Source organism: Singulisphaera rosea (genome assembly GCF_054877945.1).
Genome location: NZ_JBTYIP020000011.1, coordinates 264127 through 279900, shown reverse-complemented (window position 1 = coordinate 279900; position 15774 = coordinate 264127). Strand labels below are relative to the sequence as shown.

Genomic DNA, 15774 nt, shown 5'->3' with positions numbered 1-15774 from the left:
TTACACTTGGACTCTTGTTAGCGGCCGTCGGATCGAGTCCCTCTGCGAAGGGGCAAGCGATCCGGCCTGACGACAATCTGGTGACGAACGGGATACCGCCGATCCCGGCGACCGTCGCGGAATCAGCGGGACGGTACGCACACTTCCGTTCGGCCACGTTCGGGAGTTGGCATCCCACACGCCGCGAAATGCTCATCCTCACGCGTTTCGGCGACACGTCCCAAACGCATCTGGTCCGCTTTCCCGGTGGCGCTCGCACGCAACTCACGTTCTTCCCCGATAACGTCGGCGCCGGCAAATTCCAGCCGACGAGCGGGGACTATTTCGTCTTCTCCAAGGATCGAGGCGGCGACGAGAATTCCCAGTATTTCCGCTACGAGCTCGCCAACGGGTCCGTTACCCTCCTAACGGACGGCGAGTCTCGGAATCAAATTGCCGTCTGGTCGAACGCCGGCGACCGCCTGGCCTATAGCTCCACGAGGCGCAACGGCAAGGACATGGACTTCCACGTCGTCAACCCGCTCGAACCGCAAGGGAGACGAATTCTCTCCGCCAACCAAGGGGGCTATTGGGTCGTTCTCGACTGGTCGCACGACGACCTCTCCCTGCTTGCGATCGAAGAAATCTCCGCGAACCAGAGCTTCCTTTGGCTCATCGACACCACGACCGGCGCAAAGACCGCCCTCACACCGCACGCGAAGGACGACCTCATCTATTATTCGGGCGGCCAGTTCACCGGCGACGGCACGGGCGTGTACGTGGCGACCGACAAGGACTCGGAATTCCAACGGCTCGCCTACATCGACCGGGCCACCAAACAAACCACGTTTCTGACGTCGCACATCCCCTGGGACGTCGAAGAGTTCCGCCTGTCCGGGGACGGCAAAATGCTCGCATTCACCACGAACGAAGCGGGCATCAGCGTTCTTCGGCTGCTCGACACGAATTCCGGCAAGGAAGTGGCCGCCCCGAAATTGCCCCTCGGCATCATCAGCCAAATCCGTTGGCGTAAGGACAGCCGTGAAATCGGCTTCAACATGAGCGACGCCCATTCGGACACGGACGTCTATTCGCTCGACATCACCTCGGGCCAATTGGAACGTTGGACCTCGAGCGAAACCGGTGGGATCGACACCACGAAATTCCCGAGTGCCGAGCTCATTCGCTGGAACAGCTTTGACGGCCGGGAAATGTCGGGATTCCTTTATACCCCCCCGAAGAATTTTACGGGCAAGCGGCCCGTCGTGATCGACATTCATGGTGGGCCGGAGAGTCAGGCCAGGCCGGCTTTCGGGGCTCGCAACGGCTACTTCGCGAACGAGCTGGGCGTGGCGACGCTTTATCCGAACATCCGCGGCTCCTCCGGCTACGGCAAGTCGTTCTTGCTGCTCGACAACGGCTTCCGACGCGAGGACGCGTATAAAGACGTTGGCACACTCCTTGACTGGATCGCAACCCGGCCCGATCTCGACCCTGATCGCGTCATGGTCATGGGAGGCAGCTACGGCGGGCACATGGCCTTGGCTGTTTCCACATACTATAGTGATCGCATTCGCTGCTCCATCGACGGGTCGGGCGCGTCCAACTTCGTGACGTTCCTGGAGAACACCGCCGCCTTCCGCCGCGACCTGCGCCGCGTGGAATACGGCGACGAACGCGACCCGGAGATGCGCACGTTCCTGACGCGGATCGCCCCGCTCACCAACGTCGGTCGGATCCGAAAGCCGCTCCTCGTCGTCCAGGGTGCGAACGATCCTCGCGTCCCTCAGAGCGAGGCAGAGCAGATCGTCAAGGCGTTGCAGGAGAGGGGCACGCCTGTCTGGTATCTCCTTGCGAAGGACGAAGGCCATGGCTTTCGCAAGAAGAAGAACGCCGATTTCGCGTTCTACGTCACGGTCAATTTCATGCAAACTTTTTTACTACCTCACAAGCCCTGACAGAACTCCTGCGGCGTGAGGCTCGCGCCTTCGGCCGGTCGCTTCCTCGACCGCGACATGAAATGGGACGTAACGAACCTGTGATCGACCGAAGGCGGATTTTCAGAATATTCTCAGTTTGACCGAGAAGATTCTGACGTCGAGGATAAAGGGGTGGGACAACCTCGAAGGGTCATCGCAATGCCGAGGCCAATACGCGGCTTCGCCCAAGAAGCCTCAGCCGAACGCGATATCGATACGCGCCCCAAAATCCCGGTTGGATTGGCTTGATGTCCTCCGGGCCAAGCACGACAACGTCCCGCGGACTGTCGTGATCGATCCGAAGTCTACGTCGAGACCTCCGACCTCGAGCACCTCCTGGGTTCCCCGATCTTCGACCTCCCGGGACACGAGGAGGATGTTCGGGACATCGAGGCCGCGAACCCAGATATCGAGGCCGATGGGACCGACTCCCTGGATGAGGCCCGAAGGATCCTGGGAATCGCTCCATGACCACGGGCATCCCTCATCGCATCGAGTTTGCGAAGCCGGCGATCAAATACCTCGACTCGTTGCCGAACGAAATCCGTCAACGTATTTTCACAAAAATCGGATCACTCGCGGCAAATCCCCACCCGCAAGGTTCCGAGCGGATGATGGGGATCGCGGCGCACTTCCGTAAGGCAGGAGGCTCGCCGTCCGCACCGTAGGCGACGAGCGGCTTCACCTTCCATGAACGACATCGGCATCGAAATCCACTTCGAGCCGCGGCGCGACCAGCTCTTGCTGTCTTGCGGCGAAGAGGAATTCGCCCGTCTCCGAGACTTGATCGTCGCGGAGAGTGGCATCCGGGAAATCATCGGATCGCCTGCCGCTGGGGTCGGACACATCGAGATCGAATCCGTACCGGCCGTCCTCGCCGATCGTCGGAAAGCACGCCGTGATCCCGGCGGCCTGGTGATCGGCCTGGCAATCGCGTGCGCGGTCCCGGTGTTCGTCGTTGGCCTCCGGACGATCCTACTCTGGGTGTTGCCATGACACGCCATGGATGGCGCCGGCGACCTCGCGTGCGGCGGGCCGCCGGCTCGACTGGTTCGGTTCAGAACACCTTGGGGAATAGCAGGCCACTCGACTTCCTGTAGTCCTCGAATCCGGGGTGGCGCGCCAGCGATCGGTCCTTTGCCAGCATGTTGCTCGCGAAGAAGCCGAACACCCATCCCGCGATGATGAGGAACGGCAGCCAGTGCATCGACAGGGTCGCGTAGGCGAGATAGATCAGGATCTCGCCGAGATAGTTGGGGTTCCGCATCCGGCTGTAGAGGCCATCGCGGATCAGCCCCTTGCGAAGTTGGAGCGTGTAATACTTCTGCGCATCGCTGACGAAATGCAGGAAGACCCCGAACGTGAACACGAACACGGCCAGCCCGATCAGTGCGGGTGGCGCGCTGATGTGCCGGCTGATGAGGAGATACGGGGCGACGTAGTAGCCGGCGAGCGGCAAGAAGATGAAGAGAAGTCCGAACGGGGGGTTTACCCGCCGGTCGAACCGTACGTCGCGATAGGTCTGCTGCTTGATCAGCCACAGCAGCGAGTAGCTGCCGTGCATGCCGAGATACACGAAGGCGTCCGTCGAACCATTGCGGTAGTACGACATCATGGCCGCGACGATGGGGATGACCAGGGCCTTGTGAAGGTCGATGATCGCGCCGACGCGGAGGCCGGTGGTCCCTTGTCTGGTCGCGGAGGCGCCGACGATGGGGGGCGAGACGGCCTGGATCGGACCGCGAGATTCTGTCGTGACACGGGTGTCGTTCATGCTCAACCTCCGAGGGGGTTTGCCCCGGTCCGGGGCAAGTGAGGCCAGTCAACGGGACGTCATGGAATGGGTCGGATTCTTCTCGAGCGGAAGGCAGGGGCGAAGATTCGAGGTCAACCTTACAGCAAGGGGTCTGGGGGACGAGGAATCCGCAGGCATGGGGCTTGAGACCACACTTCGACCTTGTGGTAGGCCGAAGCAGGCTAAGCCAAGACGTTATGCCTCCGTCTCAAACCTGCGCACACATCATGGACGGCATCCTCATGCCCCTCACCCCAGAGGAATCGTCGGTTGATAACACACGATCCGGTTCGGGCGATCCGATCGTCATCACCCTCAACCCGTACTCAGAAGTCCGCGTCGAGCACGATGCGGTATCGGGCCTTGCCCGCGGCGAGGCGATCGAACGCTTCGTTGATGCGGCTCATCGGGAAATGCTCGGTCTGGGGGGTGATGTTGTTCCTCGCCGCGAAATCGAGCATGGTCCCGGTGCCGACGGGCGAGCCGGTCGGCGAGCCGGACAGGCTGAGCTGCCCCATGATGAACGGGACGATCTGAATCGGTATCGGCTCGAGGACGAGGCCGACGACGTGCAGGCGGCCGTTCGGCGACAGGGTGGCGACGAGGGCGTCCCAGTCGAGCGGGACATTCACGGTGACCAGCAGCAGGTCCAACGTCCCGGCAAGCTTCTTGATCGAATCCGGATTGCGGGTCGACGCCACGTGAGTCGCGCCGAACCCTCGAGCTTCGTCGAACTTGCTCTCGCTCGAGGTGAACGCCGTCACGTCGCACCCGAAGGCGGTGGCGAACTTGACGGCCATGTGGCCCAGCCCGCCGATCCCCACGATGCCCACGCGGCTGGTCGGCTTGGCGTGAGTCACCAGGGGGTTGAATACCGTCATCCCTCCGCACAGGAGCGGGCCGGACTCGGCGACGTCGAGCTTGTCCGGGAGCGGGATGGCCCAGGCCCAGTGGGAGCGGACGCGGCTGGCGAACGCGCCGTGATGCCCGACGATCGTGAATGTCGCCTTCTGGCACAGGTTGTGTTGGCCGGACATGCACTCCCGGCAGTACATGCAACTGGCGGCCGTCCAGCCGATCCCGACGCGTTGCCCGACCTTCAGCCCCTTGGCCGCCGATCCGACTTCGACCACCCGGCCGACGGCCTCGTGCCCCAACACGGCCGGGAACCGCGAGAACCCCCAGTCGTCGTTGAGTATCGAGATATCGGAATGGCATAGGCCGCAGTGCTCGACCTGAACCTCCACCTCTTCCGGCCCGAGAGGGCCGAGCTCGACCTGCTGTCGGACCAGTTTGCTCCTGGCGCTCGTCGCGACCCACGCGTCAATCATTGCCATTGGAGTCCTCTCAATTGAGGGGATATTGATTCGGAAAACGCTTCACGATCGTCCTCCGAGAGGGCGGTGACGAAGGACGGTCGGGCTCGGGGTCGAGGCGCAACGTCCCCGGCCCAACCCTGCGAGGGCGGTTTCTCGTCCTGACGACGGCCGCTCGGCGACTCGAGCGGCCGTGAAGATTCGCTACCGATCGATCGGCAGCGGCGCGTCCGGGGAGACGAGCCGTTGGTCGCGCAGCTCGCGCCAGAAATCGTCGGGGATGACGGCCGCGAGCGCGGCATGGTCTTCGGCGATGCGTCCGGGACGGCTGGCGCCCGGGATGACGGCGGCCGAGGCGGGGTGGGCGAGCGAGAACTGCAGGGCGGCGGCCTTGATGGGGACTCCATGGCGGGCGGCGACGGCGTTGATGCGCTCGACCTTGGCGAGGATCTCCGGCGGCGCGGGCTGATACTCGAAGTGGGTGCCGCCGGCCAGGACTCCCGAGCTATAAGGGCCTCCGATGACCATCCCGACCTTCTTCGCCGCCGCGGCCGGCATCAGGCGCTGCAAGGCCCGCTCGTGGTCGAGCAGCGTGTAGCGTCCGGCCAGGAGGAACCCATCCGGCCGGGCTTCGTCCATGTCCAACGCCAGCTCGCAGGGTTCGACATGGTTCACCCCCAGGCCCCACCCTTTGATGACGCCTTGCTCTCGCAGTCGGTCGAGCGTCCGAAACGCCCCTTTGCGAGCGGCCTCGAAATAACCGAGCCACTCGTCGCCGTGGAAGTCCCTCGAGATGTCGTGGATCCAGACGAAGTCCAGGCGGTCGACGCCGAGCCGTTCCCGGCTGGCCTCGATCGAGCGAAGGGTGCCGTCCGCCGAATAGTCGTAGACGACGCGATTGGGCCGGCCGTGCTCGAAGAGTCTCGACTTCTCGCCGAAGTCGCGACGGCCCATCTCGACCTCGTCGAGGATCAATCGGCCGACTTTGGAGCTGAGGACATACTGGTCTCGATCATGTTTCGCCAGGGCCTTTCCGAGCCGGATCTCGGACAGGCCGGCGCCGTAGAAGGGAGCCGTGTCGAAGTAGCGAACGCCTTGCTGCCAGGCGGCCTCGACCGTCGCCACCGCTTCCTCGTCCGGGATGTTGCGGAACATGTTGCCCAGGGGCGCGGCGCCAAAGCCCAGGGGGCCGCCGATCAACGTCTCTCTGATGCTCATGTTGCCTCCGAGGTTCCTGGCGCACGAACCGGGCAGTCGACAGTGGGAGTCGGTCGACACGGTCGCTGAAACCCTGCCGACCACGGCTCCCTCGCATCTTCTAAGCGTTGGGGGATGACAACACGTTTCCAGTCTTTGTAGACGCGTCATTCGGCGCGGCCAGAGCATGAACGCGGCTAACTTCATTTTTCACATATTTTGATTCACGAGAATCACTCCGGCTTGGTTTTCGGAAGGCCGTTCAGCGCCCTTGTCGTGGCAGGCGAATGAGCCGCGGGGGATCCGCCCAGGATTAGCGTCTCGGCCTCGCGACGGAGGATGCGGACCTCCACGTCGTCCCACGAGAGCTCGGCGGCTTCTTTGGGTTGGTAGGCTGCCAGCGTGTCGAGCCATCGCCTGGCCTCGGCGTGATGCCCCAGGCGGTGATGGGCCATGGCCAAGAAGCCGGATCCCTGGGGATCGCCACCGTCGCCGCGGGCTCGATGATTTTCTTCGAGGGTGCGGATGGCCTCCGCGAACCGCCCCGCGCGGTAGAGCGTCGCGCCAAGGATTCTGAGCCGGTCGCACCCCTCTCTCTCCGTGACGGCCGTGAGCTTCAGGGCGGCCTCGGCCAGGCGCACCGGGACTCCCGGGTCGGCGACCGCGTCGGGGGTCAACGCGTAGCACCAGACGACGTTGTTGCTGAAGGCGAGGTTGGTCGTCCACGAGGCGGACAAGGTTGCGTTGGCGGATCGCTTGAGCAATTCTTCGCAGGACCGCCGAGCTCCCTCGACGTCTTCAGCCGCCAAAAGGGCCCGGATCCGGGTCAGCCGGAGCACGAAGTTGTCCGGCTCCTGGTCGATGAACTTTCCATAGGCGTCGGCGGCGAGTTCCCACTGGCCGCTCTTGGCCAGGTTCTCGGCATGCTCGGCGGCTTCGACGACCTTGGCCAGCTCCGCGAGCGCCTTGCGCTTCCGCTGATAACGCGCGTCCTGTGCCTGGAGGACGTCGGCCGGCAGCGGGGTGGCATCCCAGACGCGGGCGGTCAAGTCGATGCCGCCGGAAACAATCCGGCGGCCGTCGGGGCTGAACGCCACGACCAGCAGCCCAGCGGTGTGGCCTCGAAGGGTAAAGACCTCGCGGCCGGTGTCCCGGTCCCAAAGCTTGATGGTCCGGTCCCAGCTCGAGGTGGCGATCCGCCGGCCGTCGGGGCTGAAGGCGAGCCCGCGCACTTCCGCGGTGTGGCCGATCAGCGTGTGGAGCACATGCCCGCTCTTCGCGTCGAGGACCTCGACCGAGTTCTTCGCGTAATCCTTGCTGCGATCGGCCATCGGACGTTCGACGGCCCCGGTCCAGACCCGGACGAACAAGCTCCCATCGGGGCTCTTCACCCCTCGAGGCGGGCCGTAGTCCTCGGGGAACACGGTGGGCGGGAGGTATTCGTCCCCGAGCTTGTCGGGGTCGATACCGGTCAACGAGGGATCCGGCTCGCCGGTGCTCGGGTCCCAGCCCTTGGTGGTCTCGCCCGCGACCTGGTGTGTCATCGGAGCGGTGACCACGCGGCGCCCGTCTCGGCGATACCAGAGGCGGCCCACCCAGCCCGTGTGGCCGTCGAAGACCACCGGGAAGCTGCCCCGACGGTCCCAGACCTTCATCGTGCCCTCCATGCCGCCGGAGGCCAGCGAGCGGCCGTCGGGGGTGAAGGCGACCGCCTGCACGAAGTCGGAGTGGCCGTGGAGCACGCCGAGCGGGCGACCGCTCGGGACCTCCCAGAGCCGGACGCTCCGGTCCTCGCTCGTCGAGGCCAGCTCGCGGCCGTCGGGGCTGAAGGCCAGGTCGAGGACGAACCCGTCATGGGCGAAGATCGTCAGCTTCTCCTCGCCGGTGGCAGCGTCCCTGAGCTTGATCGTGCGGTCCCAGCCGCCGGTGGCCAGCCATTTCCCGTCGGGGCTATACGCGACGCCGTAGACCCATTTCGAGTGCCCCCGGAGCTCGCGGACCTTCTTCGAAGCCCCGACGTCCCAGACCTCGACCACCTCCGCGCCGGCGACCGCCAAGTGGCGTCCGTCGGGGTGGAAGGCCAGGTCGTTGACACCGCCCCCCGGGCCGAGGAACCCGGCGGTCTCCCGACCGGTCTCCACCTCGTAGACCTTGACCTGAAAGGCTTTCTCCTGGCTGTACTGGCCGAATCCCACGGCGAGCGTCTCCCCGTCGGGGCTGAACGCGATGCTCATGGCCTGGGGCAGAGTCGGCTCGTGCTTGGACCAACGCACGGCGCCGGTCTGCGCGTCTCGGACCTCGACTTGAGGGTTCGTCCCGCCCAAGGCGAGTGAGGCCCCGTTGGGGCTGAACGCCAGGCCCCACACCACGTTCTCGGTGCGGTGGAGGGTCGGACGTCGTCGACCGGTCTCCCGGTCCCAGAGCTCGACCGTGGAGCCTCCCTTGCCCCTGAAGAATTGCCCGCCCGAGCCGGTGGCGATCACTCGCCCATCGGGGCTGCAGGCGATCGTGCCGAGGCTGCCGGCGGGCGCCTCCAGCGAAAACCGTTCGGGGTGGCAAAGCCGCTTGACGTAGTGCCATTCCCATCCGCGACGCTCGACCGGGCAGCCGTGGAGCAGGTCCTCGGCAAGGGCGACGTTGTCGTCCTGCACCTCGCGATAGGCGCGGTCGACCCGGTTGATGTAATCCTCCCAGGCCAGGTCCTCGGCACGCTGTTTGGCGATCCTGGTCTGCTCGAGGGCGAGCGACTTCGCCTTCGTCTCGGCCTGCCTCAAGGACTCGGCCCTCGTGAGCGACCGATTGATCTCAGCGTAGGACCAGACCCCGCCAACCAGCAACGACGTCAGGAGCAGCAGCACCGCCGAGATGAGTGCCGCGATCGCCGGTCGGCGCCGAGCCCACTTGATGAACCGCTTCCAGAACGGCACGGGCCGGGCGATGATCGGCCGGCCGTCGAGGAACCGCCGAAGGTCCTCGGCCAGGTCCCCGGCCGAAGCGTAGCGCCGGGCCGGGTCCTTCTGGAGGCACTTGAGCGCAATCGTCTCGACGTCACGAGGCATGCCGGGGACCAAACGCGAAGGCGCCACCGGCTCGGTCGACTTGACCTGCTCGAGCGTGTCCAGGACCGTCGCGCCCCGAAACGGCGGGCGGCCGGTCAGCAGCTCATACAGGATCGCCCCCAGCGCGTAGACGTCCACGGCCGGCCCGACCGCCCCCGACGCACCCAGGGCTTGCTCGGGGCCCATATAGCTCGGCGTGCCGAGCGGGGCGCCGCTCACGGTGAGCCCCGCGCCCCCTTCGAGGCGTCGGGCGAGCCCGAAATCCGTGACCTTGGGCGTTCCTTCGGGCGTGAACAGGATGTTCGCGGGCTTGAGGTCGCGGTGGATGATCCCGCCCTGATGCGCCGCGTCCACGGCCTCGGCCAGGGTCGCCAGCAATGAGGCGGCCTCTCGGGCCGGTTGCGGCACGCCGGCCAGCCTCTGGGCCAGGGTCCCGCCGTCGATCAGCTCCATCGTGAAGTAGGGCCGGCCTTCCCAGTCGCCGACGTCGTAGACCTGCACGATGTTGGCGTGCCGCAGAGAGGCGACCGCCTCGGCCTCGCGCCGGAACCTTTCCCGCTCGCGAAGGCCGGCGTAGGAGCCCGCCAGCGTCATCTTGAGGGCGACGAGGCGGCCCAGGCGCAGGTGACGTGCCCGGAAGACGACGCCCATGCCGCCGCGGCCGAGAATCGCCTCGACCTCGTAGCCCGGGATTTGCGGCAGGCCCGGTTCCTCCGGCGACGTCGTCTCGGAGTTGCTGTGCGTCGAGACCGGGAGCAACGCATCGAGCTCGTCGCGGGCCCGGCAGATCTGCTGCCAACGCTCGCGGACGACGGGCAGCAGTTCCGGGCACTCGCGGCAGACCTCCTCCGGGGTAGCGTCCAGGTCGAGGAGCTCGTCGAGCAGTTCTTGGACGCGAGGGTCGTCGGGCATGGCAGCCTCTCACGCGGTCATGGCCCGGTCCCGACGTGGCCGGACGGGCCTCAGGGCGAGGCGGTTGGCGGAGACGACGGACCGAGGTCGCAGAGCCGCTCGGTCAGCATCCTAAGCCCCCGGTCCAACCGCCGCCGGACGGTCCTGGGGGCGACGCCCAGGATCTCCGCGGCCTCGTCGTAGGTGAGCCCCTGGATGCGCACCAGGTCGAACGCCTCCCGCTCGTCCTCCGGCAAGCCGTCGATCGCCTCGAGCATGCGACGGCCATCCGACGACAAGCCGGAGCCGCTGCTGGCCGGCGAAGGAATCAGCCCCTCCCGGAGTTCCACGGCCGCCGCCTGAGTATCTAAGCGTCGGGCCATGTCATTCAACTCCCACCGCATGTGCTGACCCGCCAGCGCGAAGAATTCCCGGACGGTCTTGGGGCGGGCCTGCCGCAGGGCCTTGAGCAGCCGCTCCACCACCGCGCCGAGCAGTTCCTCCGTTCGGAGGTTGAGCGGCGGGCGCGTCAACCGCGGGTAGTCGCGATGCAGAAACGTCCCGCAGAGTCGCTCCAGTCGGATCACGGCCCGATCGAGCAAAATCCGGATGATCGGCTCGGCAGGGGCGTCACCGTTCAACTCTCCCAGGTATTGCTGGACCACAGCAGTGGTGTTCGCTTCGGACATGTTCGTACTCCGCATCGATCAGGTGTGGCCAGCGTTCGGAGAGATCTCTCTGTTGAGGCGACAGCGAGTGTCATTCGGCCGGAAGATTCTAAGCCAAACGATCGTGGATCGCCACGTCCGGATGCGCCGACGACACTCGAGTCACGACACCCAAAGACGCAAGATTTCAATCGATCACATAATATTTAAGCATTTGTTATTTAGCTATGATGACAGGGCGACCATCGGCCTCGGGAAGTTGATGACGAGGGTTTCGTTCGCTAAGTGCCCGTCTTGAAACCTGTTTTCTTCTTAAAACCGGGTCTCTGACACGGTCAACACTGCCAACCTATCGCGGAATCTCCTCGCCAACTCTCGCAGAAACCCGCTTTTTGCCTAGCGCTCGACAGTTAGTGCTCTCTCTTGAGCGAAGATCGTGAAAGGGAGTGGGTGGCCGGGTCGGAGCGCAGCGACGCCCCGAACCGCGGGACGTCGAGAAATCCGGGGTGTCGTTGCGATCCGACCCGGCCACCCCGATGTCATGTTCCTCGCGCACCATCCGGCAAGCGTTTGGGATTTTTGGATGAACGGTGGGTTTCCAGAATTGTCTCGGTTTGACTAAGAGCCTTCCGTCGTCTTAGGATAAGCGTGACGGACGACTTCGGTAGGGAATCGCCATGCCAAGACCCAAAGCAACCTCTTTAAAAGGGCCTCGATCGAACGCGGTATCCAAAAGCGCCAGAAGCCCTAGATGGACTGGCTTGAAGACTTCGGGCCAAGCACGACAACGTTCTTGTGACTGTCATCATCGATATCGTGTTTCATGAGTCTGCTTGACGATCAGGTCTTCCAAAGTCTCCGCCACAGCACGAAGGAGGCCGGCCGATGGAATTCCCGCTGACGCTTACGATCGTCCGCACCGAGAAAGGGTCATTCCGCGCTCAGTTCGCGGGTCAGCCCGAAGTCTACGTCGAGACCTCTGACCTCGAGCATCTCCTGGGTTCCCCGATCTTCGACCTCCTGGAACACGAGGAGGATCTTCGAGACATCGAGGCTGCGAACCGAGATATCGAGGCCAACGGGACCGTCTCTCTGGATGAGGCCCGAAGGATCCTGGGAATCGATCCATGAGCGCAGGCCTCCCCTTTCGTATCGAGTTCGCGAAGCCAGCGATCAAATACCTCGAAGCTTTACCAAACGAAATCCGTCAACGCATTTTCACAAAAATCGAATTGCTTGCGGCCAATCCCCACCCGCAAGGCTCCGAGCGAATCACAGGGGTTGCAGGACACTTCCGTGTCAGGATCGGTGATTACCGCGTCATCTACGAGGTAATGGACACCCAGCTCATCATCAAAGTCGTGAAGATCGGGCACAGGCGAGATGTGTACCGAGGGATCTGATTACGTAATGTTAAATCACCCACTTTAACCTGAATACACTTAATATATCAATATAATAAACAACAATATTTTCATTTAAATACGGTAGCCAAGTCAATTGATCAAGGAACACCAGAAGAATGATCCGATGAGAATTCGGTAAGAAATGGGGACGAATCGAATGGGATCGCGTTGTTCTTGATCGAGCAACGACGGCGATGCTTCTGGGTGGCCTGCGGCCAATCTCGACGAGGGGTCGGGACGCCCGAGGAGGCTGTATGCCCAAGCTGGATTCGATATTTCGCTCCTGTGGGCGACCGAATCATGCCGATGCGATTCGTCGCGTCCTTCGACGATACGACTGTTGCGTCGCTACGGCATTTCATCACCATCAGCAGGCTTCTGGCCAGGATCTTCTTCTTCGTTCTCCCACTCTTCCAACACTGAGTCGAATCTGGACTTCTGAGAACGAGCGGGATTACTGGCCGCTTGTTCGATCAGTTCGAGGACGACGGAGTCTCGTTGTCCGAAGGCGAAGAGGGCCAGAGCGGCCTCCTCTCGCATCGCTTTGTCCTCGTCGGAGATTGACGCATTCATCGCAGGGATGATCGCTCTCTTCCTCAGCTCCCAGCGTGATATCTTTCGGCCGCGGGCATCGGCCGTCGTGGAGCCGAGAACGATAGCCGCCGTTCGGCGTACGTCGACGTCCGGGTCACGTAGGGCTGCGACGAGGGCGGGGACGACATCCGGGCCGGCGCCGGGAGGACGGCGACGGCTGTCGGCACCGAAATAAGTCATCCCCCAGACCGCCTTGACCCGGACGCGAGAGTCTTCCCGGCTTGCCAGGAGCGGCATGAGTATCGATGCAACCTCGCGTTGGGTCGCCGGGACGTCCACCCCGAGCATTCCCAGTTCTTGGGTTGCGGCCTGCCGGACAAGGAGGGATGGGTCAGCCAACGCCGATCGCAGCGCTTTGAGAACGGCGTCGGAGTCCCGAACCGCGAGGCCGATCAACGAGCCCACGGCCGCTGTCCTCACCGAATACTCCCGGTCATGAGTCGCCGCGAGAATCTGGTGTTGGGCCAGTCGCTTCTGGGGCTCCGACCCGTGGAGCGTCACCAGTAAGGCGAGGGCCCTCAAGGCATCGGCACGGCAGGCCGCGTCGGGGTCTTTCATCGCATCGGCGAGAGCGGGAATCAAGAGTGCCGCGCTACGCCGTCGGTGGTATCGCTGCCCCTCGAAGGTCTGCGGGTTTAAGGGACCTGAAACGATGGGGGCGATGACGTCGTGATACCATGCCCGGCTCTCCGATTGCCGGATCTGGACCACTGCCGATCGTCGCGCGTCGAGGTTGCCGTATCTGAGTTTCAGAAGGAGCCAATGCGCGTCGGGGCCATCGAGATAGATCCTGTGCCCGACCAAGGCAAGTGCGACCAGCACCACAAGTCCCAGGAGCGTGCGGAGGCGAAGGCGGAACCGTCGCATAGGTTGGTCGATCTCCATTCATCAAAACCTGGAGTGCAAAGAGATCCCTCGTGAACTATCTTCGTGCGAGGACATGCGTTCTTAAGACCGTCCTCCGATGGATTTGCCATTCTGAGGCCCAAGATCCATGATCGTCGCTAAACAAAAGATCGGCGTGAAATGGGGATGTAACGAATTGAATCACGCTGCACTTGATCGACCCGCAACGGAAACGTTTCGGCGTAGCCTGGGCACTATCCAGCGGCGAGGGGTGTGGTGTTCGAGGAGGACGTAAGCCCAAGCTTGAGTCGACGTATAGCTCACTCGGCCGACCGAAGTTCGCCGAATAAATGCGTTGCGCCCCCTTTTCTCGGCCTGTTACCGGTTTTTCCAACTGGTGTGACTCCTCGAAAACGTAAGGATTGGCGCCCGCAGTCCACCTTGACAGGAGTACATCAACCCACTAAGGTTGGCGACAGCGGCGGGGCTCCAAGCGGGTTGGCCTGGTCGTCTTCGGACGCTCGGTCCGGCCTCTCCGGGGCTACCCCGGGGGAGACGGTAAGACACGCATCGCGGCGCGTGAAGGCGAATACGCTTCGCGTATGACCCTTCACGCCGGACGAGACTGGTTGGAGTTCCCGCCGCTGTCGATCACGTATACCAACAGCGTGGCATTCTGTCTGGCCGAGGCCTTCGTGGGAGGGTCCTGGGAGGTCGATGAGCTCGTCGACCGCGGGGCCTCGGCCCTGGGACGTCGTTGGCGTTGGCTTCGTCCGCTGGCACGACGGATCAACGCGGAGTTCGGGCAAAAGACCCGCCTCCCGGCCAATCGGGTCGCGGCGTTCCTTCTTAACGACCCGGGTTTCCGACGGGCTTGCCAGCGCGAATCGATCGATTCTCGCCAGTTGAAATGGCTCCCCCCGCGGATGTTCCCGGCCCCCGGGACACCGAGCTCGTGGGATATCCCCTCGATCACGACGACGTCCGCGCTGGCCGAGCGGCTGGGGCTCACTCCCGCCGAGCTCGACTGGTTCGCGGACCTCGGGTCGCGGTGCCGGAAGGCGAAGCCGGGGCCACTCCGGCATTACGACTATCACTGGGTCGCGAAAGCGACCGGGTCGGGACGATTGATCGAGGCGCCTCGGCCTCGGCTGAAGGCACTCCAGCGCCAGGTCCTGGACGAGATCCTCGAAGGAATCCCGCCGCATGAGGCCGTGCACGGGTTCCGCCGGGGCCGTTCGATCCGGTCGTACGTCGCGCCCCACGTCGGCCGGCCGATCGTTCTGAAGCTCGACCTCAAGGACTTCTTCCCGACGATCTCGATGGCGTGGGTGACGGGGATCTTCCTCACGGCGGGATACCCCGAGGCCGTGGCGGTCACCCTGGCCGGGCTCTGCACCAGCGGCGTCCCGGCGGACGTGTGGCGGCTCTCCGACGGCCCGGCGGAAGGCGCCGAATTCTGGCGGATACGACGGCTCTACTGGGGTCGGCACTTGCCCCAGGGGGCACCGACGTCGCCCGCCCTCGCGAACCTCTGCGCCTACCGACTCGATGACCGCCTCGCCGGGCTCTCGGCCGCTGCGGGGGCCGAGTACACGCGATATGCCGACGACCTGGCCTTCTCCGGGGACACCGATTTCGCGAAGTCGATCGCGCGATTTCATGTTCATGCCTTCGCAGTTGCGATCGAGGAGGGATTCAAAGTCAACGCCCATAAGACGCGGATTATGCGTCAGGGGGTCCGCCAGCGCGTGGCCGGGGTCGTGCTGAACGAGCGCCCGAACGTGGCGCGCGACGACTTCGACCGCCTGAAGGCGATCCTCCACAACTGCGCGACGCATGGTCCCGAGGGGCAGAACCGAGACGGCCGCGACGACTTCCGCGCCCACCTGGCCGGGCGGATCGCTCACGTGGCGTCGCTCAATCCCGAGCGTGGCCGAAAGCTCCGCTCGGTGTTCGACCGCATCGCGTGGTGACGATCCCGGGGCTTGCCAGGCCGAGTCGGGTCGGGGATGATCCGTGGGCTCCGGCTCCTTCCCATCAA

The 15774-nt window shown here is 64.1% G+C and carries 11 protein-coding genes; 5 read left to right on the top strand and 6 right to left on the bottom strand.

The window, feature by feature from the left end:
- Positions 1–80 precede the first annotated feature (80 nt).
- Both ACYOEI_RS20190 and ACYOEI_RS20185 read left to right on the top strand, forming a co-directional pair.
- Positions 81–1937 (top strand): S9 family peptidase, encoded by a 1857-nt coding sequence (locus tag ACYOEI_RS20190; RefSeq protein ID WP_462851364.1) that lies wholly within the window; start codon positions 81–83, stop codon positions 1935–1937.
- Between the two features lie 711 nt (positions 1938–2648).
- Positions 2649–2954: a hypothetical protein gene (locus ACYOEI_RS20185; RefSeq protein ID WP_462851363.1), complete on the top strand. Its 306-nt coding sequence runs from the start codon at positions 2649–2651 to the stop codon at positions 2952–2954.
- Positions 2955–3015: 61 nt separating this feature from the next.
- Here ACYOEI_RS20185 and ACYOEI_RS20180 read toward each other — a convergent pair whose 3' ends face one another.
- From ACYOEI_RS20180 to ACYOEI_RS20160, 5 genes are all read right to left on the bottom strand, one after another.
- Positions 3016–3732 (bottom strand): methyltransferase family protein, encoded by a 717-nt coding sequence (locus ACYOEI_RS20180; RefSeq protein WP_462851362.1) that lies wholly within the window; start codon positions 3730–3732, stop codon positions 3016–3018.
- Between the two features lie 347 nt (positions 3733–4079).
- Entirely contained in the window at positions 4080–5090 is a 1011-nt protein-coding gene (gene ahr / locus ACYOEI_RS20175) for an NADPH-dependent aldehyde reductase Ahr (RefSeq protein WP_462851361.1), read from the bottom strand.
- A 183-nt stretch (positions 5091–5273) separates the two neighbouring features.
- Positions 5274–6287: an aldo/keto reductase gene (locus tag ACYOEI_RS20170; protein WP_462851359.1), complete on the bottom strand. Its 1014-nt coding sequence runs from the start codon at positions 6285–6287 to the stop codon at positions 5274–5276.
- Between the two features lie 212 nt (positions 6288–6499).
- Positions 6500–10237, bottom strand: coding sequence for a protein kinase domain-containing protein (locus ACYOEI_RS20165; protein ID WP_462851358.1), 3738 nt, complete (start codon positions 10235–10237; stop codon positions 6500–6502).
- A gap of 50 nt (positions 10238–10287) precedes the next feature.
- On the bottom strand, positions 10288–10905 hold the full coding sequence (locus tag ACYOEI_RS20160) for an RNA polymerase sigma factor (protein WP_462851357.1): 618 nt from the start codon (positions 10903–10905) through the stop codon (positions 10288–10290).
- Between the two features lie 864 nt (positions 10906–11769).
- On the opposite strand from ACYOEI_RS20160, the gene ACYOEI_RS20155 reads away from it, so the two are divergent.
- Together ACYOEI_RS20155 and ACYOEI_RS20150 are read left to right on the top strand one after the other, a co-directional pair.
- Positions 11770–12015: a hypothetical protein gene (locus ACYOEI_RS20155; protein WP_462851356.1), complete on the top strand. Its 246-nt coding sequence runs from the start codon at positions 11770–11772 to the stop codon at positions 12013–12015.
- Positions 12012–12287 carry a type II toxin-antitoxin system RelE family toxin gene (locus ACYOEI_RS20150; RefSeq protein WP_462851355.1) on the top strand — a complete coding sequence of 92 codons (276 nt, stop codon included), beginning with the start codon at positions 12012–12014 and terminating at the stop codon, positions 12285–12287. Before ACYOEI_RS20155 ends, ACYOEI_RS20150 begins: the two co-directional genes overlap by 4 nt.
- A gap of 351 nt (positions 12288–12638) precedes the next feature.
- Here the strand turns inward: ACYOEI_RS20150 and ACYOEI_RS20145 are convergent, their stop codons facing one another.
- The gene (locus tag ACYOEI_RS20145) at positions 12639–13751 is read right to left on the bottom strand and encodes a HEAT repeat domain-containing protein (RefSeq protein WP_462851354.1); all 1113 of its coding nucleotides are present in this window, start codon (positions 13749–13751) and stop codon (positions 12639–12641) included.
- Positions 13752–14332: 581 nt separating this feature from the next.
- On the opposite strand from ACYOEI_RS20145, the gene ACYOEI_RS20140 reads away from it, so the two are divergent.
- Positions 14333–15706, top strand: a complete 1374-nt coding sequence (locus ACYOEI_RS20140; RefSeq protein WP_462851353.1) for a reverse transcriptase family protein — start codon at positions 14333–14335, stop codon at positions 15704–15706.
- Positions 15707–15774 lie beyond the last annotated feature (68 nt).